General features: G+C 75.1%; 23 protein-coding genes. 19 read left to right on the top strand and 4 right to left on the bottom strand.

The genetic code is table 11. The annotated features are described in order from the left end of the window. Positions 1-89 precede the first annotated feature (89 nt). From G1H19_RS17110 to G1H19_RS17120, 3 genes are all read left to right on the top strand, one after another. Entirely contained in the window at positions 90-1,946 is a 1,857-nt protein-coding gene (locus G1H19_RS17110; RefSeq protein WP_152728278.1) for an outer membrane protein assembly factor BamB family protein, read from the top strand. 122 nt (positions 1,947-2,068) lie between these two features. Then, on the top strand, positions 2,069-2,848 hold the full coding sequence (locus G1H19_RS17115) for an electron transfer flavoprotein subunit beta/FixA family protein (RefSeq protein ID WP_152728276.1): 780 nt from the start codon (positions 2,069-2,071) through the stop codon (positions 2,846-2,848). A gap of 47 nt (positions 2,849-2,895) precedes the next feature. Continuing rightward, positions 2,896-3,858: an electron transfer flavoprotein subunit alpha/FixB family protein gene (locus G1H19_RS17120; protein ID WP_152728274.1), complete on the top strand. Its 963-nt coding sequence runs from the start codon at positions 2,896-2,898 to the stop codon at positions 3,856-3,858. 144 nt (positions 3,859-4,002) lie between these two features. On the opposite strand, the gene G1H19_RS17125 is transcribed toward G1H19_RS17120, so the two are convergent. Then, entirely contained in the window at positions 4,003-6,663 is a 2,661-nt protein-coding gene (locus G1H19_RS17125; RefSeq protein WP_152728272.1) for an SMI1/KNR4 family protein, read from the bottom strand. Between the two features lie 174 nt (positions 6,664-6,837). Here G1H19_RS17125 and G1H19_RS17130 point away from each other — a divergent pair, with 174 nt between their 5' ends. The 7 genes from G1H19_RS17130 to ligA are packed head-to-tail and all read left to right on the top strand — an operon-like array spanning position 6,838 to position 14,678. Then, positions 6,838-8,277 carry an MFS transporter gene (locus G1H19_RS17130; RefSeq protein ID WP_235928331.1) on the top strand — a complete coding sequence of 480 codons (1,440 nt, stop codon included), beginning with the start codon at positions 6,838-6,840 and terminating at the stop codon, positions 8,275-8,277. Continuing rightward, positions 8,274-9,476 carry a cysteine desulfurase family protein gene (locus G1H19_RS17135; protein ID WP_152728268.1) on the top strand — a complete coding sequence of 401 codons (1,203 nt, stop codon included), beginning with the start codon at positions 8,274-8,276 and terminating at the stop codon, positions 9,474-9,476. Before G1H19_RS17130 ends, G1H19_RS17135 begins: the two co-directional genes overlap by 4 nt. Then, positions 9,473-10,546: a tRNA 2-thiouridine(34) synthase MnmA gene (gene mnmA / locus G1H19_RS17140; protein WP_202926011.1), complete on the top strand. Its 1,074-nt coding sequence runs from the start codon at positions 9,473-9,475 to the stop codon at positions 10,544-10,546. The genes G1H19_RS17135 and mnmA overlap by 4 nt, the downstream gene beginning before the upstream one ends. A 52-nt stretch (positions 10,547-10,598) precedes the next feature. Continuing rightward, positions 10,599-11,627: a methionine synthase gene (locus G1H19_RS17145; RefSeq protein ID WP_162393487.1), complete on the top strand. Its 1,029-nt coding sequence runs from the start codon at positions 10,599-10,601 to the stop codon at positions 11,625-11,627. Between the two features lie 39 nt (positions 11,628-11,666). After that, positions 11,667-11,909: a type II toxin-antitoxin system VapB family antitoxin gene (locus G1H19_RS17150; RefSeq protein ID WP_152728266.1), complete on the top strand. Its 243-nt coding sequence runs from the start codon at positions 11,667-11,669 to the stop codon at positions 11,907-11,909. Beyond that, entirely contained in the window at positions 11,906-12,346 is a 441-nt protein-coding gene (locus tag G1H19_RS17155) for a type II toxin-antitoxin system VapC family toxin (RefSeq protein ID WP_162393489.1), read from the top strand. The genes G1H19_RS17150 and G1H19_RS17155 overlap by 4 nt, the downstream gene beginning before the upstream one ends. Before the next feature lie 43 nt (positions 12,347-12,389). After that, the gene (gene ligA / locus G1H19_RS17160; protein WP_162393490.1) at positions 12,390-14,678 is read left to right on the top strand and encodes an NAD-dependent DNA ligase LigA; all 2,289 of its coding nucleotides are present in this window, start codon (positions 12,390-12,392) and stop codon (positions 14,676-14,678) included. A gap of 42 nt (positions 14,679-14,720) precedes the next feature. Here ligA and G1H19_RS17165 read toward each other — a convergent pair whose 3' ends face one another. Beyond that, the gene (locus G1H19_RS17165; protein WP_162393491.1) at positions 14,721-15,386 is read right to left on the bottom strand and encodes an ACT domain-containing protein; all 666 of its coding nucleotides are present in this window, start codon (positions 15,384-15,386) and stop codon (positions 14,721-14,723) included. 205 nt (positions 15,387-15,591) lie between these two features. On the opposite strand from G1H19_RS17165, the gene gatC reads away from it, so the two are divergent. The 4 genes from gatC to gatB are packed head-to-tail and all read left to right on the top strand — an operon-like array spanning position 15,592 to position 19,155. Beyond that, positions 15,592-15,891 (top strand): Asp-tRNA(Asn)/Glu-tRNA(Gln) amidotransferase subunit GatC, encoded by a 300-nt coding sequence (gene gatC, locus G1H19_RS17170; protein ID WP_152728264.1) that lies wholly within the window; start codon positions 15,592-15,594, stop codon positions 15,889-15,891. Then, positions 15,888-17,450 carry an Asp-tRNA(Asn)/Glu-tRNA(Gln) amidotransferase subunit GatA gene (gene gatA, locus G1H19_RS17175; protein WP_162393492.1) on the top strand — a complete coding sequence of 521 codons (1,563 nt, stop codon included), beginning with the start codon at positions 15,888-15,890 and terminating at the stop codon, positions 17,448-17,450. Before gatC ends, gatA begins: the two co-directional genes overlap by 4 nt. Next, positions 17,447-17,641 (top strand): hypothetical protein, encoded by a 195-nt coding sequence (locus tag G1H19_RS17180; protein WP_162393493.1) that lies wholly within the window; start codon positions 17,447-17,449, stop codon positions 17,639-17,641. Before gatA ends, G1H19_RS17180 begins: the two co-directional genes overlap by 4 nt. Beyond that, positions 17,638-19,155, top strand: coding sequence for an Asp-tRNA(Asn)/Glu-tRNA(Gln) amidotransferase subunit GatB (gene gatB / locus G1H19_RS17185; protein ID WP_162393494.1), 1,518 nt, complete (start codon positions 17,638-17,640; stop codon positions 19,153-19,155). Before G1H19_RS17180 ends, gatB begins: the two co-directional genes overlap by 4 nt. 13 nt (positions 19,156-19,168) lie before the next feature. On the opposite strand, the gene G1H19_RS17190 is transcribed toward gatB, so the two are convergent. Further along, positions 19,169-20,338: a PQQ-dependent sugar dehydrogenase gene (locus tag G1H19_RS17190; protein WP_162393495.1), complete on the bottom strand. Its 1,170-nt coding sequence runs from the start codon at positions 20,336-20,338 to the stop codon at positions 19,169-19,171. 116 nt (positions 20,339-20,454) lie between these two features. On the opposite strand from G1H19_RS17190, the gene G1H19_RS17195 reads away from it, so the two are divergent. The 4 genes from G1H19_RS17195 (at position 20,455) to G1H19_RS24130 (ending at position 23,510) form a co-directional block, all read left to right on the top strand. Next, positions 20,455-21,393 carry a 2-hydroxyacid dehydrogenase gene (locus G1H19_RS17195; RefSeq protein WP_162393496.1) on the top strand — a complete coding sequence of 313 codons (939 nt, stop codon included), beginning with the start codon at positions 20,455-20,457 and terminating at the stop codon, positions 21,391-21,393. A 175-nt stretch (positions 21,394-21,568) separates the two neighbouring features. Next, positions 21,569-21,727 (top strand): hypothetical protein, encoded by a 159-nt coding sequence (locus G1H19_RS17200; protein ID WP_162393497.1) that lies wholly within the window; start codon positions 21,569-21,571, stop codon positions 21,725-21,727. Next, on the top strand, positions 21,724-22,716 hold the full coding sequence (locus tag G1H19_RS24685) for an ABC transporter ATP-binding protein (protein ID WP_162393498.1): 993 nt from the start codon (positions 21,724-21,726) through the stop codon (positions 22,714-22,716). Before G1H19_RS17200 ends, G1H19_RS24685 begins: the two co-directional genes overlap by 4 nt. Next, positions 22,713-23,510 (top strand): ABC transporter permease subunit, encoded by a 798-nt coding sequence (locus G1H19_RS24130; protein ID WP_152728260.1) that lies wholly within the window; start codon positions 22,713-22,715, stop codon positions 23,508-23,510. Before G1H19_RS24685 ends, G1H19_RS24130 begins: the two co-directional genes overlap by 4 nt. A 19-nt stretch (positions 23,511-23,529) precedes the next feature. Here G1H19_RS24130 and G1H19_RS17215 read toward each other — a convergent pair whose 3' ends face one another. Next, on the bottom strand, positions 23,530-23,916 hold the full coding sequence (locus tag G1H19_RS17215; protein ID WP_162393499.1) for a PH domain-containing protein: 387 nt from the start codon (positions 23,914-23,916) through the stop codon (positions 23,530-23,532). A 54-nt stretch (positions 23,917-23,970) separates the two neighbouring features. Between G1H19_RS17215 and ilvD the strand changes: the two genes are divergently transcribed. After that, positions 23,971-25,680: a dihydroxy-acid dehydratase gene (gene ilvD / locus G1H19_RS17220; RefSeq protein ID WP_235928333.1), complete on the top strand. Its 1,710-nt coding sequence runs from the start codon at positions 23,971-23,973 to the stop codon at positions 25,678-25,680. Positions 25,681-25,720 lie beyond the last annotated feature (40 nt).

Below are 25,720 nucleotides of genomic sequence, written 5' to 3' on the forward strand. Positions count from 1 at the left end.
GTCCGCACGGACGGTGCACGGCTGGGGGTTGTCCACAGGTCGGAGGTCGGGCCCAGCGGCCGGACCGTCCGGCGGGCGAGGCTGCGCGGGTGTACTCGCCGATGCTCCCCGTGGAGCACCAGTTCGATCTGCCCCGTCGTCCGGTTTCCGGCGCGCGCGTCCGGGAGGTCGGGCAGGCGCCGGACAGGCACCCGGTGCCGGCGGGTGCGGCGGGGTGGGTCGCCGCCGGCGCGGCTCTCGCCGCCGCCGCCGGCGTCGAGACCGGGCTGTGGCTGCCCGGCAGCCCCGTGGGCGACCGTCCCGGCGGCTGGCTGACGGTGGTGGGGACGGCGACCGCCGCCGTCGTCGCGCTGGTGGCGGTGCTCGCCGCCGTGCGCTGGCAGGCCGCCGCGCGCGACTGGGCCTGGGTGGCGCTGGCCGGTGCCCTGCTGACCTGCTGGGCGTCGGCCCCGCCCGCGGAGCGTGAGCGGAGCGGCGGCTTCCCGGGCGCCGCGTTCGCGGTCACGGCGACCTCGGCCGCGCTGCTCGTGCTCTCGCTGGCCGTCGTCCTGGCCGCCCGGGGCGAGCGGCGGCCCCGGCTGCTGCCCACCGGCGCGGCCGCCGCGGCCGCGGTGCTCGTCGCGCTGCCGGCCGTCGTCCTGCTGTGGTCGCCCGAGCGCGGCTCCACCACCGCAGCCGGCGTCGACCCGGCGCCGGTCCCGGCCACGGTGGCATCACTGGCGTGGACCCGCTCGGCCCAGGCCGGCCAGGCCCCGCGGGCCGTGGTCGCGGCGGGCGCCGGGATCGTGCTCACGACCGTCGACGGGGTCACCGCGTTGGACGGGGTGACCGGCGCGCAGCGGTGGACGTACCGCCGGCCCGGCGCCGTCGTCGTGGGCTCGACGGCGGCATCGGACGGTGGGCACGTGTTCCTCCGGCTCCGTCCTGGGGACGTGCTCCAGCCCCACCACTCGTACGCCGACCAGCTGGTGGTCCTCGACGCGGTGACCGGGTCGGTGCGGTGGCAGGCCGACGCCGACGGCCGGGCCGGCCGGTGGGGGTCCGGCCCGATCGACGACACGACCCCGTACCTGGCTGTGGACGACGTGCTCGTCCGGACCGGGGACGGGGTGCTCGCCGGGCTGGACTGGGACACGGGGGACCAGGTGTGGCAGTGGGCGCCGCCGCCCGGGTGCCGGCGGTACCAGCGCCTCAGCGACGGCTACTGGGCTGCAGGCACCGGCAACACGGTGGTGCTGACGCTGGTGTGCCGCGCCGGCTCCGACGAGCGGGTGCGGCTGGTGGCCCTGGATGCCACCGACGGCAGCTCGCGCTGGTCGGCCGACCAGCCTCCCGGGGTCCCACTGCGCAACGAGATCGAGCAACGCACGGCGGTGGCGCTGACCTCCGAGCTGGTCGTGCTGGTGCTGGACCCCACCCGGGACCTCGATCCTCTGGCCGCTGTCCCGGAGTTCGTCGCTCCCACCCAGGTCGTGCTGGACGTCCACACCGGCCGGGAGCTCCGGCGTGCTGACGCCGCTGCGGAGGACGCGAGATCACTGGGGGACTCGGTGACGGGGCCGATCGCGCGCGGCGCCCGGGCCTTCGGGCCGGCAGCGGTCGCCGACACCCGGGTGTACGACACCTGGGCAGGTGACCCGGCCGCCCGGGTCGCGGACCTCGGCGTGGAACCCAGCCGCCGGCTCGGCGGGCGACTGGCCCTCGTGGACGCCGCGGTCACCGTGGCGCCCGACCCGGGCGGCTGGGTCCTGCGGGTCGCACCCTGGGGCGGGGCGCCGGGGGACGTCGTCGTGCTGCCGGGCGGCACCGGCCCGGCCGAGGTCGCGACCGGCCGGTCGTCGCTGTTCGGCCTGCCGACCGAGGTGGTCGGGCCGGCCCTGTACCCGGCGCCCGGTGCGGTGGTCGCCTGGGACCCGGCGACCGGGACGCTGTCGGGGTACACCTGATCCCTCGTGAGGGGGGTCACCGGACCGGACCCCTCGGCCCCGACGTTACCGACGGGTAACATGGATGATCGGTACTGCCGGCGCGGATCCGCGTCGCACTTCGACCACGGAGGTTGGTGGCGATGAACATCGTCGTTCTTGTCAAGCAGGTCCCCGACTCGGGCAGCGAGCGCAAGCTCGACTCCTCGGACAACACCGTCGCCCGGGCGAGTGCGGACAACGTCATCAACGAGATGGACGAGTACGCCATCGAGGAGGCGCTCACCGTCAAGGAGAGCCAGGGCGGTGAGGTCACCGTGCTGACCGTCGGCCCCGGCTCGGCCACCGACGCCATCCGCAAGGCGCTGTCCATGGGCGCCGACAAGGCCGTGCACGTCACCGACGACGCCGTCCACGGGTCGTGCGCCGTCCAGACCAGCGCCGTGATCGCCGCCGCGCTGCAGCAGCTGGAGTACGACCTCGTGCTCTGCGGCGCGGAGTCCACCGACGGGCAGGTGTCGGTCATGCCGGCGCTGCTCTCCGAGCGCCTGGGCATCCCGCACCTGTCCGGGGCCCGCAAGCTCACCGTCGAGGGCACCACGGTGCGCGTGGAGCGGCAGACCGACGGCGGCTACTGGATGCTCGAGAGCTCGCTGCCGGCGATCGTGTCCACCTGGGACACCATCAACGAGCCGCGCTACCCGTCCTTCAAGGGCATCATGGCGGCGAAGAAGAAGCCGGTCGAGACCAAGTCGCTGGCCGACCTCGGCGTCGACCCGGCCTCCGTCGGCCTGGCCACCGCCACCAGCCGCGTGCTCGACTTCGCCGGCCGCCCGCCCAAGGGCGAGGGCGTGAAGGTCGCCGACGAGGGTGACGGCGCGGAGAAGCTGGTCGGCTACCTGGCCGCCCAGAAGCTCGTCTGACGCCCACCCCACCGACCGAACTCAGAGACAGAGGAGCAACGCACGCCATGGCAGAGGTACTCGTCCTGGTCGAGCTCAACCCCAGTGGCACCGGCGTCCGCAAGACGACGCTCGAGGCCCTCACCGCCGCCCGCGCGCTCGGTGAGGTGTCGGCCGTCGTCGTCGGCGCCCCCGGCACCGCGGCCGGTGTGCACGACGCGCTCGCCGAGTACGGCGCCGCGAAGGTGTACGTCGCGGAGTCCGAGGAGATGGACGCCTACCTGGTCGCGCCCAAGGCCGAGGTGCTCGCGCAGCTCGTCGGTCAGGTGAGCCCCGCCGCGGTCGTCATCCCCTCGTCCTCGGAGGGCAAGGAGGTCGCCGGCCGGCTGGCCATCAAGACCGGCAGCGGCTTCCTGACCGACGTCACCGAGATCGCCGCCGACGGCACCGCCACCCAGGTGGCCTTCGCCGGTGGCACCGTCGTGCACTCCCAGGTCACCGTCGGCACCCCGATCTACACCCTGCGCGGCAACTCCGTGGCCCCCGAGCCGTCCCCGGCCGCGGCCGCCGAGGAGCCGGTGTCGATCGCGCTGAGCGAGCAGGCCAAGCAGACCCGCGTCCTGGACCGGGTCGTGGAGACCAAGAGCAGCCGGCCGGAGCTCACCGAGGCCGCGATCGTGGTCTCCGGTGGCCGCGGCGTGGCCAGCGCCGAGAACTTCTCCGTCATCGAGGGTCTCGCCGACTCCCTCGGTGCCGCCGTCGGCGCCTCGCGCGCCGCGGTCGACTCCGGCTTCTACCCGCACACCTTCCAGGTGGGTCAGACCGGCAAGACCGTCTCGCCGCAGCTCTACATCGCCGTCGGCATCTCCGGTGCGATCCAGCACCGCGCCGGCATGCAGACCTCCAAGACGATCGTCGCGGTCAACAAGGACGCCGAGGCGCCGATCTTCGAGCTCGCCGACTTCGGTGTCGTCGGCGACCTGAACACCGTCGTCCCGGCTGCGACCCAGCAGATCGCCGCCCGCAAGTAGGCGACCCTCTCGCCCCCCGACCCCTCGCAGGCTCGGGGCGGGACCGTGCAGGGCTGCCGGACCTGACGCCCGCGGGAGTGCAGGTCCGGCAGCTGACCGTCGAGCGCCGCCCCGGCCAGGGGTGGCGCTCGACTGCGTCGTGGGTCAGGCCTCCGGTGATCGGAAGGGAGTGCGCAGCACCTCCAGCAGGCGCCCGGGGTGCAGCTGGTCGCCCGGGACCACGGAAGGCGTAGCCCGCGGCGCCGCCCCCGCGGGCACGGACGGGACTGCCGGCTCGTGGACCTGCTGGTCGACCCGGTTCGGGTGCGCGAGCGCGCGGCGTAGGTCCTTGTCGTAGTAGAGGCCGAGCGGGGCGAGGTGGTTGGACGACATGGGCCGCCAGGTGGGCAGGGCAGCGCGCACGGTGTGCCAGGCCGCGTCCGGCTCGCCGGCGGCGATCTGACCGCGGGCAACCTCTACCTGGGTCGAGAACTCCGGTGCATAGGAGAAGACGGCGGCCGGCCCACTGCCGTCGGCGATCTCTGCCAGCAATCGCCGGATCTCGTCGGCCACCGCGCGCGGCGCCCGACCGGCCTGGTACTCGGCGTTCAACCCCGACTCCACCATCCGGACGACGTACAACGGCAGCAGGTCCTCGATCAGCACCTGGTCGACGAGTGCCTCGTCGGTGCTGACGTCCCCGATGCCCCACCAGAGGTGGTTGACCGACGTGGAGTGGTCGCTCACGGCCGAGCCGGCCCCGAAGGCGTCGAACTGAGCGGCGAGGAGCCAGGCCCGCCAGGTGGTCGTGAGCACCTCCTCCAGCCGGTCCCGGGCAGTGAGGTCGCCCGCCAGGATGGCCAGGTAGGCCTGCTCCACGTCATCGGCAGCTTGGTCGAGCGTGACGGACGGGATGGGATCGCCGTAGCTCAGGAAGTCCCGGTACAGGTCCTCCAGTCCCGCCCGGAAAGAGCGACCCAGCGGCACCGGGCCCTCCTTCCAGAACCGGGAGCAGGCCCACTCCCCGGACTCCGGGTCGACGTCGCCCGGGTCGAGCAGCAGCACGTCGCCACCGGGTTTGGAGACCATCAGTGTTCTGCCGACCATGGGCTCCATCTCCAGCCAGATCTGCACCCAGTCCGGTTCCAGGTCCCTGAACCAGCCGACCGCCGGGGTCGGAGCCAACCCGGCGATGAAGCCCCGGGTGGCCGGCCAGCCGTCGCAGACGGACAAGAACTGGCGGTAGCTGGGTGGCAGTGGCGTCCCCAGCCGGTCCTCCAGGGTCCGCAACGCCTCGGCTCCGGCCGGCCCCCGGTGCCCGTCCCATGCCCCCGGTGAGGCGATGGCCTCACCGACGGCCTCGGAGCGCCATCGCTGCAAGAGCTCCCGCGTGGTCAGGTGCGCCACCGCAGACCACTCGGCGCCCAGCACCGGTTCGGGTTGGTCGCTCGGCGCGAGGAGGGAGGGAGCAGGGCCGGCCGGGATCTCAGCTGCGAGCACCTCCTCGTCCACGGGTACCGCCTCCGGTGCGGCAGGCAGCGTGGCTGCCCTGAACGGCGTCTGGAGCACGGCCAGCGTGCGGGCCGAGTGCCACTTGAGGTCCATCGGCTCGGCCTCGGCCCGCGGTATCGCCCACAGGGGACCGGACAGCCAGGCCTGCTGGCGCTCGTGCTGGAGACGGAGGACGCGCGTGAGCTCTGGCGCTGGCTCACCCGGGGCAGGTGGCGGGATCAGGAGGATGCGCAGGGTGCCGTCGTAGTACAGGCCCAGCGGAGCCAGGTGGTCGCCGTTGCGTGGCGTCCAGCTGGGCAGGGCCTGCCGTACGGTCTCCCACGCCCCGACCAGGTCGCCGGACCGGACCTGCTCGCGGGCGGTCTCCATCTGCGCGGCGAACGCAGGTGCGTAGGAGAAGTCGGCGACCAGGCCCCGCATCGGGTCACGCTCGTCGACGAGCGCCTGCAGGCGGTCGGCGATCGGGCCTGGCGCCTGCTGCACCACGTCGGACACCGAGCCCGAGGACTCCGTGAGCCGCTGGAGGTACAGCGGAAGGAGCTCCTGCACGAGCACGTCGTTCGAGGCCGCCTCGTCCGGTGACACCCCGCCGACCGTGCCCGACCAGAGCCCGTCGACGAGCAACGAGTGGTCCGGCCGGTCGATGGTGCCGAACGCGTCGAACTGCGCCGCGATCAGCGCGGCGCGCCAGTCGAGGTCGACCAGCTCGCTCAGCGCGGCCCGGGCGCCGAGCTCGCCGGCCAGCAGGTCGCGGTACAGGTGCTCGACCGCGTCGTCCACCAGCGCCCAGCGCGTCCCGCTGAGCGCCACGTGTTCGAGGAGTCGGCGTTCCAGCGCGTCGCGGAACGACCGTGCGACCGGGACGGGTGCCCAGGTGTGCCAGTCGACGCTCCAGCACGCCCACTCGCCGGTGGCCGGATCGACGTCCTCCGGGTCGAGCAGCAGCGTGTCCTCGCCCACCGGCGAGATCACCAGCGCGCGCGACATCAGAGTGACCTCGCTGCGCTCGACCCCGGGGTACATGTGTGCGTAGGCGCGCTGGGCCTGCAGGAACGCAGGACGGTCGACGGTGGCGAACCAGCCCACCTGGGTGGCCCGGCGCAGGCCGTGCCGGGACCGGCCGGTCGGCGGCCAGCCGTCGGTCGTGGCGAGGAACTCCCGGTAGCTGGGCGGGAGGACCCTCCCCAGCAGCCCCTCCAGGCGCGCGAGCTCTGCCGGCGGCACCGGCTCGCGGTCGACCCACAGCTCGTGCGCGAGCGGTTCGGCAGCCCGGGCCTCGGACCGCCAACGCTCCAGCAAGGTCCTCGTGTCCATCCACGCGTACACCGTGACCCCACCTCGTCCGGTCGCGCCGCGGTGACGCGATCGCGCCGATCATGCAGCCTGGTCCCGACGACGCGGTGGCGCCGGTGCCGCGCACGGTCCCGTACGGGCATCGAGATGAGTCGGGTGGGGAAGCAGGGAGTGCACCGAGGGGTTGGGGGCAGGGTGGCGGACCAGACGGCGGGCGTCTTCGACCGGCGGCACCGGCTGACCACCGCCGGGCTGCTGATGCTGATCACCTTCGTCGCGTTCGAGGCGATGGCCGTCGCCACCGCGATGCCCTCCGCGGTGCGGGAGCTGGACGGGCTGTCCTGGTACGGCTGGCCGTTCACCGGGTTGCTCGTCGCCCAGGTCATCGGCATGGTGGTCGGCGGCGACGTCGGTGACCGGCGCGGCGTCCGCACCGCGCTGCTGTGGGGCGTGGGCCTGTTCGCCCTCGGCCTGCTCGCCTGCGGGGTGTCGGTCACCATGGTCGCGTTCGTGGCCGGCCGGGTGCTGCAGGGCCTGGGAGCCGGCCTCATCTCCGTGTCGCTGTTCGTGGTGGCCGGCCAGGCGTACTCAGCCGCGCTGCGCCCGGCGCTGTTCGGGGCCTTCAGCGCAGCCTGGGTGCTGCCCGCCCTGCTCGGCCCGCTGGTGGCCGGGCTGCTCGCCACCCACGCCACCTGGCGGCTGGTGTTCCTCGGCATCCTGCCGCTGATCGCCGTGGGCCTGCTGCTGGTGCTGCCGGCCACCAGCCGGCTGCCGGTGCCCACCGAGCGTCCCCGCCCGGCCCGCGCGCGCCGGGCGTGGGCGGTGCTCACCGGGCTCGGCGTCGGGTGCCTGCAGTACGCCGGCCAGCGGCTGGACCTGATCGCCGTCGGCATCGCCGTCTTCGGGCTGGCGGCGCTGGTGGCCGGCCTGCGGCCGCTGCTGCCGGCGGGCACGGCCCGCCTCCGGCGGGGGCTGCCCACGGTGATCGCCGTGCGCGGCCTGCTGTCCGGCTCGTTCTTCGGCGTGGACGCCCTGCTGCCGCTGGCCCTGTCGGAGGTGCACGGCTACAGCGCGGTGCAGGCGGGGATCCCGCTCACCGTCGGTGCCCTCGGCTGGTCGGCTGCCTCCCAGCTGCAGGCACGGCGGCCCGACACCTCCCGGGTGCGGCTGCTGCAGATCGGCTTCGTGTGCATCGCCGTCGGGGTCGCGGGCACGGCGCTGGCCGTGGCGCCGGGGCTCGGCGGGTTCAGCGCCTACGTCACCTGGAGCATCGCCGGCTTCGGGATGGGCCTGGGGATGCCGAGCGTCGGCGTGCTGCTGCTGGACCTGTCGCCGGAACACCGGCGGGGCGCCGACTCGGCCGCGCTGCAGATCGCCGACGTGGTGGGGGCAGCGCTCTGCATCGGCCTGGCCGGCGTGCTGGTGGCAGCGGCGACAGGCGGGGCGCTGCCGCTGAGCACCGCGCTGCTCGTGGCGATCGCGGTCTTCACCACCATCGCGGTGGCCGGCGCGCTCGCGGCCGGCCGGGCCGCGCCGCCCGCGGACGGCGGCACCCGGCCCGCCCCGGGTGTCGGGGTGCAGTCCTCGTCACCGTCCGGGACCGGCGGTCCCGCGACTACGCTTGCCCCGTCATGACCTACCTGGACCACGCGGCCACCACGCCGATGCTCCCCGAGGTGCTCGCCGCGATGGCCGAGCAGTGGGGCCGGGTGGGCAACGCCTCCTCGCTGCACGCCAGCGGCCGCGCCGCGCGCCGCACGGCCGAGCAGGCGCGCGAGCGGCTGGCCGCCTCGCTCGGTGCCCGGCCCTCGGAGGTGCTGTTCACCGGCGGGGGGACCGAGAGCGACAACCTGGCCGTCAAGGGCATCGCCTGGGCGCGCCGCGAGGCCGACCCGCGCCGCCGCCGGGTGGTGGTCAGCCCGGCCGAGCACCACGCCGTCCTGGACAGCGTGGAGTGGCTGGCCGAGCACGACGGCGTCGAGATCACCTGGGTCGACGTCGACCCGCACGGCCGGGTCACCCCGGCGGCCCTCCGGGCGGCACTGGGCGACGGCGAGGACGTGTCGGTCGCCAGCGTCATGTGGGCCAACAACGAGATCGGCGCGGTCAGCGACCTCGCCGCGCTGGCCGACGTCGCCCACGCGGTGGGGGTCCCGCTGCACACCGACGCCGTGCAGGCGGTCGGCCAGGTGCCGGTCGACTTCGCGGCCAGCGGCGTCGACGCCCTCACCATGACCGGCCACAAGCTCGGCGGGCCGATGGGCGCCGGCCTGCTGGTGCTCCGCCGTGACGCCGACTGCATGCCACTGCTGCACGGCGGCGGTCAGGAGCGCGACGTGCGCTCGGGCACCCTGGACGTGCCGGCGATCGTCGGCCTCGCCACCGCCACGGCGCTGGCCGTGGACGGCCGGGAGGACCGCGCCGAGCGGATCGCCTCGCTGCGCGACCGGCTGGTCGCCGGCATCATGGCCGCGGTCCCCGATGCCCAGCTGAACGGGCCGCCGCTGGACGACCTGCTCGACGGCACGCCCGAGGGTGGCCCGGGCCGGCTGCCGGGCAACGCCCACGTCTCCTTCCCCGGCGCCGAGGGCGACGCCCTGCTGATGCTGCTCGACGCCCGCGGCGTCGAGTGCTCCACCGGCTCGGCCTGCAGCGCCGGGGTGGCCCGGCCCAGCCACGTGCTGCTGGCCACCGGTGCCGACGCCGCCCGGGCCCGCAGCTCGCTGCGGTTCAGCCTGGGCCACACCTCCACGCCCGAGGACGTCGAGCAGGTCCTCGACGTCATCGGCCCGGTGGTCGAGCGCGCCCGGCGGGCCGGGATGGGCCGGCGGTGAGGGTCGTCGCCGCGATGAGCGGCGGGGTGGACTCCGCGGTGGCCGCGGCGCTCGCGGTCGACGCCGGCCACGACGTCACCGGGGTGCACCTGGCGCTGTCCCAGGACCGGCGGGCGATGCGCAGCGGCTCCCGGGGCTGCTGCACCGTCGAGGACGCCGACGACGCCCGCCGGGTGGCCGGCGAGCTGGGCATCCCGTTCTACGTGTGGGACCTCGCCGCGGAGTTCAGCGAGGACGTCGTCGACGACTTCGTCGCCGAGTACGCCGCGGGCCGGACGCCGAACCCGTGCCTGCGCTGCAACGAGAAGATCAAGTTCACCGCCGTGCTGGACCGTGCGCTGGCGCTGGGCTTCGACGCCGTCGTCACCGGGCACCACGCGCGGCTGGCCGACGGCGAGCTGCGCCGCTCGGTCGACCCGGCCAAGGACCAGTCCTACGTGCTCGGCGTGCTCACCCCCCGCCAGCTGGCCGGGGCGGCGTTCCCGCTGGGCGGCATGACCAAGCAGCGGGTGCGGGCGATCGCGGCCGAGCGTGGCTACGCGGTGGCCACCAAGCCCGACTCGCACGACATCTGCTTCATCCCCGACGGCGACACCCGCGGCTTCCTGGCCCGCCGGCTGGGTGCCCTGCCGGGACCGGTCGTCGACGCCGCGACCGGCACCACCGTGGGTGAGCACCAGGGCGCCTACGGGTTCACCGTCGGGCAGCGCCGCGGGCTGGGTGTCGCCACCGTCGACCAGCGGCCCCGCTACGTGCTGGACATCGAGCCGGTGAGCCGCACCGTGACCATCGGCACCGCCGACCAGACCGGTGTCGGCGAGGTGCGCACCGCACCCCCCACCTGGACGGCGGCCGCGCCGGAGCTGCCGCTGCGCGCGGAGGTGCAGCTGCGGGCGCACGGCGCCGCGGTGCCGTGCGAGGTCCGCGCCGCCGGCGACGGCGGCCTGCGGCTGCTGCTGGACGGCCAGCAGCGCGGCGTGGCCCCCGGGCAGTCGGCGGTGCTCTACGACCCCGACCCGGTGCGCGGTGACCGCGTGCTCGGCCAGGGCACGGTGCTCGGCACCGCCTGAGCCGCACCCGGCGGCGCGGTCCGCCCCGGGCGCCGGCGGTAGCGTCGCCGTCGTGCCCACGCCGAGCGAGACCAGCGACAGCGGCGACGACCTCCGGCCTGCTCCGCCCACGTGGGGGCCGGCCTCCGGTGTCGGGTCGCTGCCCGGCACCGACCCCGCCGAGGCGGTGCGCGTCGTCCTCGGGGAGCTTCCGGAGTTCCCGCACCTGCCCGAGCTGCCGGGCCGGGGCGCCGGCAGCGACCTGGTGGGCCGGTCCGCGGCGCTGCTGGTCGACCTCGCCGTCGACCTGACGCCGGCGGGCTGGCGGCTGGTGCCGCGGGCGGGCAACGACCTGCGCCGTGCGCGCGAGATGCTCGCCCGCGACCTGGACGCCCTGCACGAGGCGGCCGAGGGGCACGTGGGCCCGTTCAAGGTGCAGAGCGCCGGCCCCTGGACGCTCACCGCGGCGCTGGAACGCAGCCGCGGTGACCGGGCGGTGGTCGACCCGGGTGCCCGCCGCGACGTCGCGCAGTCGCTGGCCGAGGGGCTGCGGCAGCACGTCGCCGACGTCACCGGCCGGGTGCCCGGGGCCCGCGTCGTCGTGCAGCTGGACGAGCCGTCGGTGCCCGCGGTGCTGCAGGGCGGGCTGCCCACGATCACCGGCTTCGGCAGGCTGCCGCCGGTGGAGGCCACCATCGTGGAGGCCGAGCTGGACCTGCTGGTCTCGGCGATCGGCGTCCCCGTGGTGCTGCACTGCTGCGCCTCGCGGGCACCGGTCGCGCTGTTCCGGGCCGCCGGTGCGGCCGCCGTCTCCTTCGACCTCGGCCTGGTGCACGACCTGGACGCCGTCGGCGAGGCCGTGGACGCCGGCACCCGGCTCTTCGTCGGGGTCGTGCCCGGCACCGATGCGCCGCTGCCCACGCCCGCGGCGACCGCCCGCCGGGTGCACGCCTGGTGGAACGAGCTGGGCTTCCCGGCCGACCAGCTGCACACCGCGGTGACCCTCACGCCGTCCTGCGGGCTGGCCGGGGCGAGCCCGGAGCACGCGCGTGCGGCGATGGCCCACGTGCGCGAGGCCGCCCGGTACCTGCTGCCCGACTGAGCGATACGGGTGTACGGGTCGAATGGTATGGTGACCCGTGTGAAGACCACGATCGACATTGCTGACGCGCTGTTCGCCGAGGCCAAGGCCGAAGCAGAACGGCGCGGCACGTCGCTCCGGTCGCTGGTGGAGGACGGGCTGCGTCAGCTGCTGGACCGGAGGTCGCAGGACGAGCCCTTCGTCCTGCAGGACCTCAGTGTCGGAGGTCGGGGGATCCGGGCCGAGTACCTGGCCGGCGGCCACGACGCCTTCCTCGACGCCGCCTACGGCCCCGGCCGGTGATCGCGCTCGACACCAACCTGCTGGTGTACGCGCATCGACGGGACACCCCACTGCACCAGGCGGCGTTCGCAGCCATCAGGGACCTGTTGGGCTCCCGTGAGCCGGTGGCACTGCCTGCCCCGTGCATCGGCGAGTTCCTGTCCGTGGTCACCGGGCCGCGGATGCTCGATCCCGCGAGTCGTCCCGACGAGGCCGTCGCGCAGGTAGAGGAGTGGCTGAGACCTGATTCCTCCCGGGTCATCGGTGAGGGCCCGGGCTCGTGGGCGGTCCTCCGCGGACTCGTGCGCCGGTCCCAGGTCGCCGGCATCCGGGTGCACGACGCCCGGATCGCCGCGATCTGCCTGGACCACGGCGTCCGCGAGTTGTGGACGGCCGATCGCGACTTCGGTCGGTTCCCGGAGCTGCGCACACGCAATCCGTTGGTGGGGTCGATGTGAACGCGCCGGTCGACTGTCGTCACCGCTGGCTACGGTCTGCACCGTGAGCACGCACGTGACCGCCGGCGGCGCCGGCCCCGCGTCACACCTCGACGCCGACGACGTCACCGAGCTGCCGGACGACGCCCGCAGCCGGCACCGGGAGATCGCCGAGCAGCTCGACGCGTGGGCGTTCGCCTACTACGTCAAGGACGCGCCGCTGGTCAGCGACGGCCAGTACGACGAGCTCATGGGCGAGCTGGAGGCGCTGGAGGCGCGCCACCCGGCCCTGGTCACCCCCGACTCGCCGAGCCAGAAGGTCAACGGCGGCTTCGGCGCCACCTTCGCCCCGGTGCAGCACCTGGAGCGGATGCAGAGCCTGGACAACGCCTTCTCCGGCGACGAGCTCTCCGCCTGGGCCGCCCGCGCCGAGCGGGACGGCGCCGGTGCCGCCGGGTACCTCTGCGAGCTCAAGGTCGACGGCCTGGCGGTGGCCATCGTCTACGAGGACGGCCGGCTGGTGCGCGCGGCCACCCGTGGTGACGGCACCACCGGCGAGGACGTCACGGCCAACGTGCGCACCATGGCCGACGTGCCGGTGCAGCTCATCGGCGACCACGTGCCCGAGCTGATCGAGGTGCGCGGCGAGATCTACTTCCCGGTCGCCGCCTTCGCCGAGGTCAACGCCGGCCTGGTCGAGGCCGGGAAGGCCCCGTTCGCCAACCCGCGCAACGCCGCCGCCGGGTCGCTGCGGCAGAAGGACCCCAAGGTCACCGCGTCCCGGCCGCTGGCCCTGGTGGTGCACGGCATCGGTGCCCGGCGCGGCTTCGAGCTGGAGCGTCAGTCGCAGGCCTACGAGCTGCTCCGCGGGCTCGGCCTGCCGGTGAGCGACCGCTACGAGGTGGTCGACGACCTCGAGGGCGTGTGGGCCTACATCGAGCGCTACCGCGAGCAGCGGCACTCGGTGCAGCACGAGATCGACGGCGTCGTGGTCAAGATCGACCAGATCGCGCTGCAGCGCCGCCTGGGCTCCACCAGCCGGGCCCCGCGCTGGGCGATCGCCTTCAAGTACCCGCCGGAGGAGGCGACGACCAGGCTCCTGGACATCCGGGTCAACGTGGGGCGCACCGGCCGGGTCACGCCGTTCGCCCACATGGAGCCGGTCACGGTGGCCGGCTCCACCGTGCAGCTGGCCACCCTGCACAACGCCAGCGAGGTGGTGCGCAAGGGCGTGCTGATCGGCGACACCGTGGTGGTGCGCAAGGCCGGCGACGTCATCCCCGAGGTGCTCGGCCCGGTGGTCGACGCGCGCACCGGCGACGAGCGCCCGTTCGTCATGCCCACGCACTGCCCCGAGTGCGGCACCGAGCTGCGGCACGAGAAGGAGGGCGACGCCGACATCCGCTGCCCCAACGCGCGCTCCTGCCCGGCGCAGCTGCGGGAGCGGGTCTTCCACGTCGCCGGCCGCGGCGCCTTCGACATCGAGGGGCTGGGCTACGAGGCGGCCACCGCGCTGCTGGCCGACCAGCTGCTGGAGGACGAGGGCGACGTCTTCGCCCTCGACGAGCAGACGCTGTGCCGCTCGTCGTTCTACACCCGCAAGGACGGCCGGCTCACCGCCAACGCGCACAAGCTGCTGGCCAACCTGCAGCAGCGCAAGGACGTGCCGCTGTGGCGGGTGCTGGTCGCGCTGTCCATCCGGCACGTCGGCCCCACTGCGGCCGCGGCGCTGGCCCGGGACTTCCGTTCCCTGGACGCCATCGAGGCAGCCGTCGAGGAGGAGCTGGCCGCCGCCGACGGGGTCGGGCCCACCATCGCCACCGCGGTGCGGGACTGGTTCGACGTCGACTGGCACCGCGAGGTGGTGGAGAAGTGGCGCCGTGCGGGGGTGCGGCTGGCCGACCCGGAGTCCGACGACGGCCCGGGCCCGCTCACCGGGGTGACCGTGGTGGTCACCGGCTCGCTGCGCGACCACAGCCGGGACCAGGCGATCGCCGCTGTCCAGGAGCGCGGCGGCAAGGTGACCGGCTCGGTCAGCAAGAAGACCGGCTTCGTGGTGGTCGGTGCCGACCCGGGCAGCAAGTACGACAAGGCCGTCGCGGTCAAGGCCCCGGTCCTGGACGACGACGGTTTCGCGGTGCTGCTGGAACAGGGCCCGGAGGCGGCACGCGCCGTGGCCACGATCGGCGACGGCAGCGAGCCGGCGCCGCCTGCCGAGCAGGCCGCCGAGGCCCAGCAGGGCGCTGGGGCCGACCAGGCCGCCGAGGCCGGGCCGGGCACCCAGGCCGCGACGGGCACCGAGGCCGGGCCGGGCACCGGGGCCGGGCCGGACGCGCTGGCCGACGGGGCCTGACAGCGCGCTCCTCCCCGCACGTCAGCCGGATACGGGGACCGGTCAGACGGGCGGCAGCTCCGCGACGGTGGCGGCCAGGCCCGCGAGGTGGGCCAGCCGCAGCAGCTCCGAGCGGCGGAACGCCGGCCCGCCGGAGCGGCCCAGCAGCACCGCCGTCCCGCGCGCGTCGACCGGGGCGGCCATCATCTCGATGGCCATCTCCCGCCACCGCTCGGGCAGCCACTCGCCCTCGCTGGGCAGCAGCAGCGGCGCACCCAGCGGCAGCCAGGGCATCGCCAGCTCGGTCAGCGAGGGCGCGGCGGGGTGCGCGGCCAGCACGGTGACGTCGTCCGGCTCGGTGCAGCGCAGCACCACCGCCCAGCCGGCGTGGTGCACCCGGGGCAGCATCTCGGCCAGCAGGTGGGCTCCCTGCCGCCCCGCCCGGGCCAGCTCGTCGAGCAGCTCCAGCTCGCGGTGGGTGTCCAGCGGGCCGGAGAACGGCCGCAGCGACTCCACCTGCACGCCGGGCACGGTGAGCGCGGCCGTGATCAGCGAGTCGGCCAGCCGGTCCTCCGGCAGCTCGACCACGATGTCGTCCACCGCGTAGCCGTTGCCCCGCTCGAGCACCTCGACGGAGAGGATGTCGACGCCGACGACGCCCAGCGCCGTGGCCACCGCACCGAGCGAGCCGGGGCGGTCGGGCACGACCAACCGCAGCAGGTAGGACACGCGTGGCCTCCGGGGGCGACTGGTCGGGCGATCAGCGTCGATCGGTGGCGGTCGGTGGTGGGGGCGAGCTTGCCGTACCGGGGCGGGGCGGCGTCAACCAGCCTCGCGCCCGCGAGCGCTGTCCCCTCGGCACGTACAGTGATCGGGTTGTACAGACCCGCCGGGCACCTGCCCGGACATCGTCGAAGTGGGGTTCCACCACAGCATGAGCAACCTCTCCCGCGAGGACGTCGCCCACCTGGCGCGCCTGGCCCGGCTGGCGGTCACCGACGAGGAGCTCGACCTCTTCGCCGGGCAGCTCGACGTCGTGCTCGGGGCCGTGGCCCGTGTCGGCACCGCCGCGGTGGCGGACGTGCCCCCCACGACGCACGCCGTGCCGCTGACCAACGTGCTGCGCCCCGACGAGCTCACCCCGAGCCTGCCGCGGGAGGCCGTGCTCGCCGGCGCCCCGGCGTCCGAGGACGACCGCTTCCGGGTGCCGCGGATCCTGGGGGAGAGCGCGTGACCACGACACCCGCCGCCACCGACCTCACCCACCTCGACGCCGCCGAGCTCGGCCGGCTGCTGGGCGCCGGCGAGGTCAGCGCCGTGGACGTCACCCGGGCCCACCTGGACCGGATCGCCGCCGACGACGGCCTGCTGCACGCCTACCTGCACGTCGACGGGGAGACCGCGCTGGCCACGGCCGCCGCGGTGGACGCCGCCCGGGCCGCCGGCGACGAGCTCGGCCCGCTGGCCGGCGTGCCGGTGGCGCTCAAGGACGTCGTGGTCACCGAGGGCGTGCCGACGACCAGCGGGTCGCGGATTCTCGAGGGCTGGCGCCCGCCGTACGACGCCACGGTCGCCGCGCGGCTCAAGGCCGCGGGCACGGTGCTGCTGGGCAAGACCAACATGGACGAGTTCGCCATGGGCTCCTCCACGGAGAACTCCGCCTACGGCGTGACCCGCAACCCGTGGGACCCCGAGCGCATCCCCGGCGGCTCCTCCGGCGGGTCCAGCGCGGCCGTCGCCGGGCACCTCGCGCCGTGGGCGCTGGGCACCGACACCGGTGGCTCGATCCGGCAGCCGGCCGCGCTCACCGGGCTGGTCGGCCACAAGCCGACCTACGGCTCGGTGTCCCGCTACGGGCTGATCGCGTTCTCCTCCAGCCTGGACCAGGCCGGGCCGATGGCCCGCACGGTGCTGGACGCCGCGGTGCTGCACGAGGCGATCGGCGGGCACGACCCGCGCGACTCCACCAGCATCCCCGGCCAGCACCCGCTGCTGGCCGAGGCGGCCCGGCTGGGCGCGGGCGGCGACCTCACCGGGGTGCGCATCGGCGTGGTTCGCGAGCTCGGTGGCGAGGGCCACGCCGAGGGCTACGAGCCCGGCGTGCTGGCCCGGGTCGCGGAGGCCCTGGCGGTGCTGGAGGGTCTCGGCGCCGAGGTGCGGGAGGTGTCCTGCCCCAGCTTCGACCTGGCGCTGGCCGCCTACTACCTGATCGCGCCCAGCGAGGCGTCGTCCAACCTGTCCCGCTTCGACGGCGTCCGGTTCGGCCTCCGGGTCGGCGACGACGGCAGCCGCGACCTGGACGAGGTCATGGCCCTCACCCGCGAGCAGGGCTTCGGCGCCGAGGTCAAGCGCCGCATCATCCTGGGCACCTACGCCCTGTCCAGCGGCTACTACGAGGCCTACTACGGGCAGGCGCAGAAGGTGCGCACCCTGATCGGCCGCGACTTCGCCTCGGCGTTCGGCTCCGGCGACGGCGACGGGGTCGACGTGCTCGTCTCGCCGACCACGCCCACGGTCGCGTTCCCGCTCGGCGCCCGGGTCGACGACCCGATCGCCATGTACGCCGCCGACCTCTGCACGCTGCCGGCCAGCCTGGCCGGCACCCCGGCCATCTCGGTGCCGTGCGGGCTCTCCGACGGGCTGCCGGTCGGCTTCCAGATCATGGCGCCGACCCTGGCCGACGACCGCTGCTACCGGGTGGCCGCGGCACTGGAGGCCGCGCAGGACGCCGCCCGCGGGCACCGGCTGCTCGACGAGCTGGCCGCCCGGCGCACCACCGGGGGGCCGGCGTGAATGGCGCGCTGAAGGCCGCGTGGGCGCTGACCGCCTTCGTCGTCCTGGTGGGCGCGATCGGCTGGGCGACCACCGGCCGGGCCGTGTTCTCGGTGTTCCTGGTGCTCGGCATCCTCACCGCCGTCGGCGCCGCCCTGATGCTGCGCTCCGTGCCGCCGGCCTCCACCCGACCAGAGAAGGACACCCCGTGACGACGACGACCGGCGACCGCTTGCTCGACTTCGACGACGTCGTCTCCCGCTACGAGCCGGTGATCGGCCTGGAGACCCACGTCGAGCTCGGCACCGTCACCAAGATGTTCTGCGGCTGCTCCACCACCTTCGGCGCCGAGCCCAACACCCAGACCTGCCCGGTCTGCCTGGGCCTGCCCGGCTCGCTGCCGGTGGCCAACGCCGCCGCCATCGAGGCGACCGTCCAGATCGGCCTGGCGCTGAACTGCCGGATCGCCAGCTGGTGCCGGTTCGCGCGGAAGAACTACTTCTACCCCGACATCCCCAAGGGCTTCCAGACCAGCCAGTACGACGAGCCGCTGTGCGTCTCGGGGTACCTGGACGTCGTGGTCGACGGCGAGACGCACCGGGTGGAGATCGAGCGGGTGCACCTGGAGGAGGACACCGGCAAGAACCTGCACGTCGGTGGTTCCACCGGGCGCATCCACGGCGCCGACCACTCGCTGGTCGACTACAACCGGGCCGGCATCCCGCTGGTCGAGATCGTCACCCGGCCGGTGTCCGGCGCGGGCGCCAAGGCACCCGAGGTGGCCAAGGCCTACGTCACCGAGCTGCGCGAGATCATCCAGGCCCTCGGCGTCTCCGACGTCCGGATGGAGCAGGGCAGCCTGCGCTGCGACGTGAACACGTCCATCGCCCCGGTCGGCGCGCTGGAGATGGGCACCCGCACCGAGACCAAGAACGTGAACTCGCTGCGGTCGGTGGAGCGCTCGGTGCGCTACGAGATCCGCCGCCAGGCCGCGCTGCTGGACGAGGGCGTGCGCATCCGGCAGGAGACCCGGCACTTCCACGAGGACACCGGCTCGACGTCCCCGGGCCGCAGCAAGGAGGAGGCCACCGACTACCGGTACTTCCCCGAGCCCGACCTGGTGCCACTCGCCCCGGACGCCGCGTGGGTGGAGTCGCTTCGGCTGGCGCTGCCCGAGCTGCCGGCCGCCCGGCGGGCCCGGCTCATCCAGGAGTGGGGCCTGTCGGACACCGAGATGACCTGGCTGCTCAACGCCGGGGCGCTCGGGGTCGTCGCCGAGACCGTCGCCGCCGGGGCCTCACCCGCCGAGGCCCGCAAGTGGTGGCTCGGTGAGCTGGCCCGGCGGGCCAACGAGAGCGGCACCGAGCTCACCGACCTGCCGATCACCCCGGCCCAGGTCGCCGAGCTGTCCGGCCTGGTCGCCGAGGGCCGGGTCAACGACAAGCTGGCCCGTCAGGTCCTGGACCACGTGCTGGCCGGCGAGGGCGGGCCGACCGAGGTCGTCGAGGCGCGCGGCCTGGCCGTGCTGGGCGAGTCCGACGAGCTGGTCGCCGCCGTCGAGGCCGCCATCGCCGGCGCCCCGGACGTCGTCGCCAAGGTCCGGGCCGGCAAGGTGCAGGCCCTGGGTGCCCTGGTCGGTCAGGTCATGAAGACGACCAAGGGGCAGGCCGACGCCGCCACCGTCCGCCGCATGCTGGAGGAACGGGTCGTCGGTCAGACCGGGTGACCGGGGCCCCGCCTCACAGCGGGGAGTCCCCCGACGACGTCGGCGCCACGATCCGCAGCACCTTGTCGTCATCGGCCGCGGGGGTGCCCGCCCCGTCCCGGTTGGACGTGGTGACCCACAGCCCGCCCTGCGCGTCGACGACGACGGTGCGCAACCGCCCGTACCTGTCGCCCAGCACGTCCGCGGGCTCACCGGTCGGGACGCCGTTGCCGTCCAGGGTGACGATGTGCACCCGCTTGCCGTCCCGCGCGCCCAGGAACACCGTCCCCGCGGTGACGGCGCACCCGCCCAGCCCGCCGTCGGCCGCCGCGACGGTGGTCACCGGGTCGGCGGTCGTGGGCGACTCCGCCGGCCAGCCGTAGTCGCCGCCGGGCACCAGCCGGTCCAGCTCGTCGAGGCCCTGCGCCGAGTCGTCGGTGGCGAACACCGCCGCGTCCGCGCCCAGGCACAGCGCGGTGACGTCGCTGTGCCCGCGGGTGAACACCGGGTCCCCGCCCACGGTGGGCTGCCCGAAGCCGTCGATCGCCAGCACCTTGCCGGCCAGCGACGCCGGGTCCTGGGCCAGGGCCGGGTTGCCGGTGTCGCCGGTGCCCACGTACAGCGTGCCGTCGGGGGCGAAGACCAGGCCGCCGCCGTTGTGGGTCTCCCCGCGCGGGATGCCGGTGAACACCGGGTTGGGCGTGCCCCCCAGCGGGAAGCGCACCACCTGGTTGTCGGTCGCGGTGGACAGGTAGGCGTAGAGCAGCCCGTCCTCGGTGTACGTCGGGGACAGGGCCAGGCCCAGCAGGCCGCCGTCGCCGGCGGTGTCGACCGGCACGGTCATCAGCTCGCGGGCGGGGGAGCGGTCGGGGAAGACCTGCAGCAGGCGCCCGGTCTCCCGCTCGCCCACGATGGCGCTGCCGTCGGGCAGCACGACCAGCCCGGTCGGCACCGCCAGGTCGGTGGCCACCACGTTCGGGTCGCCGGCCGCGGGGTCGCCCGGGTCGGCCGGGTCCGCCGGGTCGGTCGGCGCCTGACCGGGTGGCTGCTGGCTGGGTGGCGCGACCACCGGCGGCTCGCCCTCGGGCACGGCGCGCCACGGGCCGCTCGGCTCGTAGCCGTCGCTGCCGCAGCCGGCCAGCAGCACCGAGCCCAGCAGTGCAGCGGACACCCAGGCGGCGCGGCGGGTGGTCGGGCGGCTCACCCCTGCCACAGTACGTGCGGACCGGCCCCCGGCCCGGCTCGCGGGACGACCCCGCCCCCGGTGCCGTGCCGGGGCGCTGCCCGCGCGCCCGGGCCCGGCCCCTAGTCTCGGAGACCGTGCCCGACGTCGACCTCGGCCCCGCCGACACCCTGCACGTCCTCGTGCCCTCGCGGGCCCTGGCCGCCGCCGCCCAGTCCGTCTCACCGCGGGTCCGCGCGCACCGGCTGCCTGCTGGGGAGGGCCCGCCCACCGGCGAGGCCGCTCTCGCCCAGGTCTGGGTGCCCGGGGGGCCGGGCATCCCGGCGTGGCTGGCCGACGGGGCCCCGCACCTGCGGGTGGTGCAGCTGCTGACCGCGGGCGCGGAGGCGTTCGCCGGCCGGCTGCCCGGCGGGCTGGTGCTCTGCAACGCCCGCGGCGCGCACACGCCGTCCACCGCGGAGTGGGTGCTCGCCGCCACGCTCGCCGCGCAGCGGGGCATCCCCGCGTTCGTCCGCCAGCAGGACGCCGGCCACTGGCAGGCCGCCGTCCACCGGTCCCTGGTCGGGGCCCGGGTGCTCGTCGTGGGTGCCGGGGACATCGCCCGGCGGATCGGGCGGATGATGGCCGGCTTCGACGTCGAGCTGACCTACGTCGGCCGCACCGCGCGCGAGGGCGTGCTGTCCACCGACGACCTGCCCCGCCTGCTGCCCGACGCCGACGTCGTGGTGCTCATCGTGCCGGTCACCGAGGAGACCGTCGGCATGGTCGACGCCGAGTTCCTCGCCGCCATGCCCGACGGCGCGCTGCTGGTCAACGCCGCGCGCGGCGCCATCGTGGACACCGACGCCCTGCTCGCCGAGCTGCGGTCCGGCCGGCTGCGCGCCGCCCTGGACGTCACCGACCCGGAGCCGCTGCCGGCCGGGCACCCGCTGTGGTCGGCGCCGGGCCTGCTGCTCACCCCGCACGTGGGCGGCGCCGTGCCGCAGACCAACGACCGGGCCGCGCAGGCCCTCACCGACCAGCTCGGCCGCATCCTGCGGGGCGAGCCCCTGGCGAACGTGGTCGACGAGTACTGACCTCCCTGGACCCCGAACGCGGTCGGGGTCCAGCGCGTGACGTGCCTGTGAGTTCGCGGTGCGTTGCCTGCCGGTCGGCTGCGGGGCCTGGCCCGGTCCGGGACCGTTCCCTAGATTGTTCCCACCCCGCAACCAGTGGGTGGGGACAGGTCAGCGCGCCCTCGGGAGGCCGGTCATGGGAGGACACCTCGCCACCCACGGTCTGCTCGCCGGCTGCACGGCGTGCGCCGCGACCGTGGACGTCCAGCAGGAGGCCCGGGTCGACCATCGGGTCGGCGTCTGCGGCCAGCGGGACCGGCTGGGCGTCCGGGCCGGCGAGCGGGTGCGACGGTGACCGGCGCGGTCACGGCGGTGACCCCGCGCGAGCAGGTCGCCCGACCGGCGCCGGCGATCGAGCTGACCGGCGTCACCCGGCAGTTCGGGGACACCACCGCGCTCGACGACGTCACCTTCCGGGCCGAGCCTGGGCAGGTTGTCGGGCTACTGGGGCACAACGGGGCGGGCAAGACCACCGTCACCCGGCTGGTGGCCGGGCTGGTCGCGCCCACCCGGGGCCAGGTGCGGCTGCTCGGCCACGACCCGACCACCGACGGGGTGTGGGTGCGCCGCCGGCTCGGTGTGCTGCCCAGCTCGCAGCTGGTCGACCTGCGGATGACCGCCCGGGAGAACCTCGTGTTCGCCGCCCGGCTGTTCGGGCTGCCCGCCGCGGCCGTCGCGCCGCGGGTGGCCGCCGTGCTGGAGGAACTGGGGCTGGCCGACCGCGCCGACGACCGGGCCGGCACGTTCAGCGCCGGCATGCGCCAGCGGCTGGCGCTGGCCCGGGTGCTGCTGCCCGAGCCCCCGGTGCTGCTGCTGGACGAGCCGTCGTCGGCGCTGGACCCGGTCGCGGCACGGGAACTGCGCGACCTCGTCCGCACCGCCAGCCGGAGCCAGGGACGCACCGTCGTGCTCTGCACGCACGACCTGGCCGAGGCGGCCGAGCTGTGCGACGAGGTGGTCATCCTCGCCTCCGGGCGGGTGGTGGCCTCCGGTCCGCCGGCCGAGCTGGCCGCCCGGCTGGACGTCACCGCCGTGGTCGACCTGGGGTGCGACCCCGCGGACGAGACGGCCGCGGCCGCCGTCCTGCGCCGCCGCGGCACGCCGGGCGAGCGCACCGGAGCCGGGGAGTTCCAGGTGCCCGGGGTCGACCGGGCCGGGGTGCCGGGGCTGCTGTCGGACCTGCTGCGGGACGGGGTGCGGGTGCAGGCCGTCGCGCCTCGGCACCACACGCTGGCCGACCTCTACTTCAGCCTGCACACCACTCGGGACGGAGGTGCGGCGTGAACGGGGACGCCGTCCGGGCGATCGCCCGCCGCGACCTCACGGCCGTCGCGCGCGACAAGGGCGTGCTGGCGCCCATGCTGATCGTGCCGCTGGTCTTCGTCGTCGTGTTCCCCGCGCTGGCCTTCGGCATCAGCCAGGTGTCGGTCGACCTGGGCGACTTCGCCCGCATCCTGGAGCTCGTGCCGCGGCCGGTGCTCGACGCCCTGCCGGCCGACCCGTCGGTCCGGCTCGCGCTGGTCTTCGCCAGCTACGTGGTGCCGCCGCTGATGCTGGTGGTGCCGCTCGTCGTCGCGCAGGTGATCGCCACCGACGCGGTGGCGGGGGAGCGGGAGCGGGGCACGATCGAGGGCCTGCTGCTCGCGCCGGTGACCGACACCGAGGTGCTGCTGGGCAAGCTGCTCGGCGCCTGGGTGCCGGCGCTGGTCGTGGGTCTGGCCAGCTCGCTGGCCTACGGCGCTGCCCTGGACGTGCTGTTCTGGTCGACGCTGCACCACCTGCTGCTGCCCACCGGGTCCTGGCTGCTGATGGTGCTGTGGTTCGGCCCGGCGTTCAGCGCGGCCGCACTGGGGCTCACCGTGCTCGTCTCGGCCCAGGCGCGCAGCGTGCAGGCAGCCTCCCAGGTGGCCGGGGTGGCGGTGCTCCCGGTGATCCTGGTGACCGTCGGCCAGCTCACCGGCCTGCTGCTGCTCACCGGCTGGGTGGTCCTGCTCGCCGGCCTGGCGCTGTGGTGCCTGGCCGGCTGGCTCACGGTGCTCGGCGCCCGGGCGCTGCGGCGGGAGAACCAGGTCGCCTGAGCCGCGAGCCCCTCCGCGGTCAGGCGGGTCCGGACTCCGGGGCGGCGGGGACGTCGATCCGGCCGCCGGAGAAGCGGGACAGCACCGGCAGGTCACGGGCCCGCACCGCGGGCAGCCGGACCTCGGTGCCCTGCCGGGTCACCAGCCACAGTTCCCCCGCGGGGGAGACCCGGATGCCGAGGACGTCGGTCCACGGCACCCGGCGGCTGCCGACCAGCGACCGCGCGGTGACGGCGTCCTCGCCGACGTCGACGCCGCTGCGGCGCACCCAGGCCCCCGCGACGACCGGCACGAGCAGGAACACCGCTGTCCACGGCGAGCCGAGGGCGAAGGGCAGCACGCAGATGGCCAGCATGCCCACCGGCAGCAGCATGGTCTGGTTCATCCGGAAACGGGCGGTGGGCACGTCTGCACATGCTCCCAGACGCACGGCCCGCGAGCGGGCATAGCATCTGCCCTCGTGACCACCGTCGAGGACGCCGCCACCGACACCGCACAGCACGACATGAAGCCGCGCAGCCGCGAAGTGACCGACGGCGACGCCAAGGCGCCCGCCCGGGCCATGCTGCGCGCCGTCGGCATGGGCGACGAGGACATGACCAAGCCGCAGATCGGCGTGGCGTCGTCGTGGAACGAGATCACCCCGTGCAACCTCTCGCTGGACCGGCTGGCCAAGGCGGCCAAGGAGGGCGTCCGCGCCGCCGGCGGGTTCCCGATGGAGTTCGGCACGATCTCGGTGTCCGACGGCATCTCGATGGGCCACGAGGGCATGCGGGCGTCGCTGGTCTCCCGCGAGGTCATCGCCGACTCGGTCGAGACGGTGATGTTCGCCGAGCGGCTGGACGGCTCGGTGACGCTGGCCGGCTGCGACAAGTCGCTGCCCGGGATGCTCATGGCCGCCGCCCGGCTGGACCTGGCCAGCGTCTTCCTCTACGCCGGCGCGACGCTGCCGGGCAAGCTCGGCGACCGGGACCTGACGATCATCGACGTCTTCGAGGGCGTCGGCGCGTGCGCCGCCGGCAAGATCACCCGCGAGCAGCTCACCGAGATCGAGAAGGCCACCTGCCCCGGTGAGGGCGCCTGCGGCGGCATGTACACCGCCAACACCATGGCCAGCGCCGCCGAGGCGCTCGGCATGAGCCTGCCCGGCAGCGCCGCCCCGCCGGCCCCGGACCGCCGCCGGGACGGCTACGCGGTGGCCAGTGGCGAGGCGGTGGTCGGCCTGCTGCGCCGGGGGATCACCGCCCGGCAGATCATGACCAAGAAGGCCTTCGAGAACGCGATCACCGTGGTCATGGCCCTGGGCGGCTCCACCAACGCCGTGCTGCACCTGCTGGCGATCGCGCACGAGGCCGACGTCGACCTCACCCTCGACGACTTCAACCGGATCGGCGACCGCACCCCGCACCTGGCCGACGTGAAGCCCTTCGGCCGGTTCGTCATGACCGACATCGACCGCATCGGCGGCGTCCCGGTGGTCATGAGGGCACTGCTGGACGCTGGCCTGCTGCACGGGGACTGCCTGACCGTGACCGGGAGGACGCTGGCGGAGAACCTGGCCGACATCGCCCCGCCCGACCCCGACGGCGCGATCATCCACGCGATGGACGACCCGATCCACACGACCGGTGGCCTGCTGGTGCTCCGCGGCTCGCTGGCGCCGGAGGGCGCGGTCGTGAAGTCGGCCGGCTTCGACGCCGAGGTCTTCGAGGGCACCGCCCGCGTCTTCGACGGCGAGCAGGGCGCCATGGACGCCGTCACGCAGGGCCGCCTCGAGCCCGGCGACGTCGTCGTCATCCGGTACGAGGGCCCGCGCGGCGGCCCGGGGATGCGCGAGATGCTCGCGGTCACCGGTGCGATCAAGGGCGCCGGCCTGGGCAAGGACGTGCTGCTGCTGACCGACGGGCGCTTCTCCGGCGGGACGACGGGCCTCTGCATCGGCCACGTCGCCCCGGAGGCCACCGACGGGGGACCGATCGCCTTCGTGCGCGACGGCGACCGGATCCGGCTGGACATGGCCGCCCGCACCCTGGACCTCGGCGTGGACGAGGCCGAGATCGCCCGCCGGCGCGAGGGCTGGGCGCCGCCCGCGCCCCGCTACACCCGGGGGGTGCTGGCCAAGTACGCCAAGCTGGTGGGTTCGGCCGCCCAGGGTGCCGTCTGCGGGTGACGCGCCCTCCTGCGCGAGCGGGCGGCGGACCGGGCGGAGG

The organism is Goekera deserti (genome assembly GCF_010685995.1).
In the GTDB taxonomy this organism is placed as follows: domain Bacteria; phylum Actinomycetota; class Actinomycetes; order Mycobacteriales; family Geodermatophilaceae; genus Goekera; species Goekera deserti.

Bases quoted from the DNA above. Each gene is read 5' to 3' on its own strand.
- G1H19_RS17115 (WP_152728276.1), top strand. From the start codon at position 2,069: ATGAACATCGTCGTTCTTGTCAAGCAGGTCCCCGACTCGGGCAGCGAG.
- G1H19_RS17120 (WP_152728274.1), top strand. From the start codon at position 2,896: ATGGCAGAGGTACTCGTCCTGGTCGAGCTCAACCCCAGTGGCACCGGC.
- G1H19_RS17200 (WP_162393497.1), top strand. From the start codon at position 21,569: ATGGGAGGACACCTCGCCACCCACGGTCTGCTCGCCGGCTGCACGGCG.
- G1H19_RS17135 (WP_152728268.1), top strand. From the start codon at position 8,274: ATGACCTACCTGGACCACGCGGCCACCACGCCGATGCTCCCCGAGGTG.
- gatC (WP_152728264.1), top strand. From the start codon at position 15,592: ATGAGCAACCTCTCCCGCGAGGACGTCGCCCACCTGGCGCGCCTGGCC.
- G1H19_RS17125 (WP_152728272.1), bottom strand. From the start codon at position 6,663: ATGGACACGAGGACCTTGCTGGAGCGTTGGCGGTCCGAGGCCCGGGCT.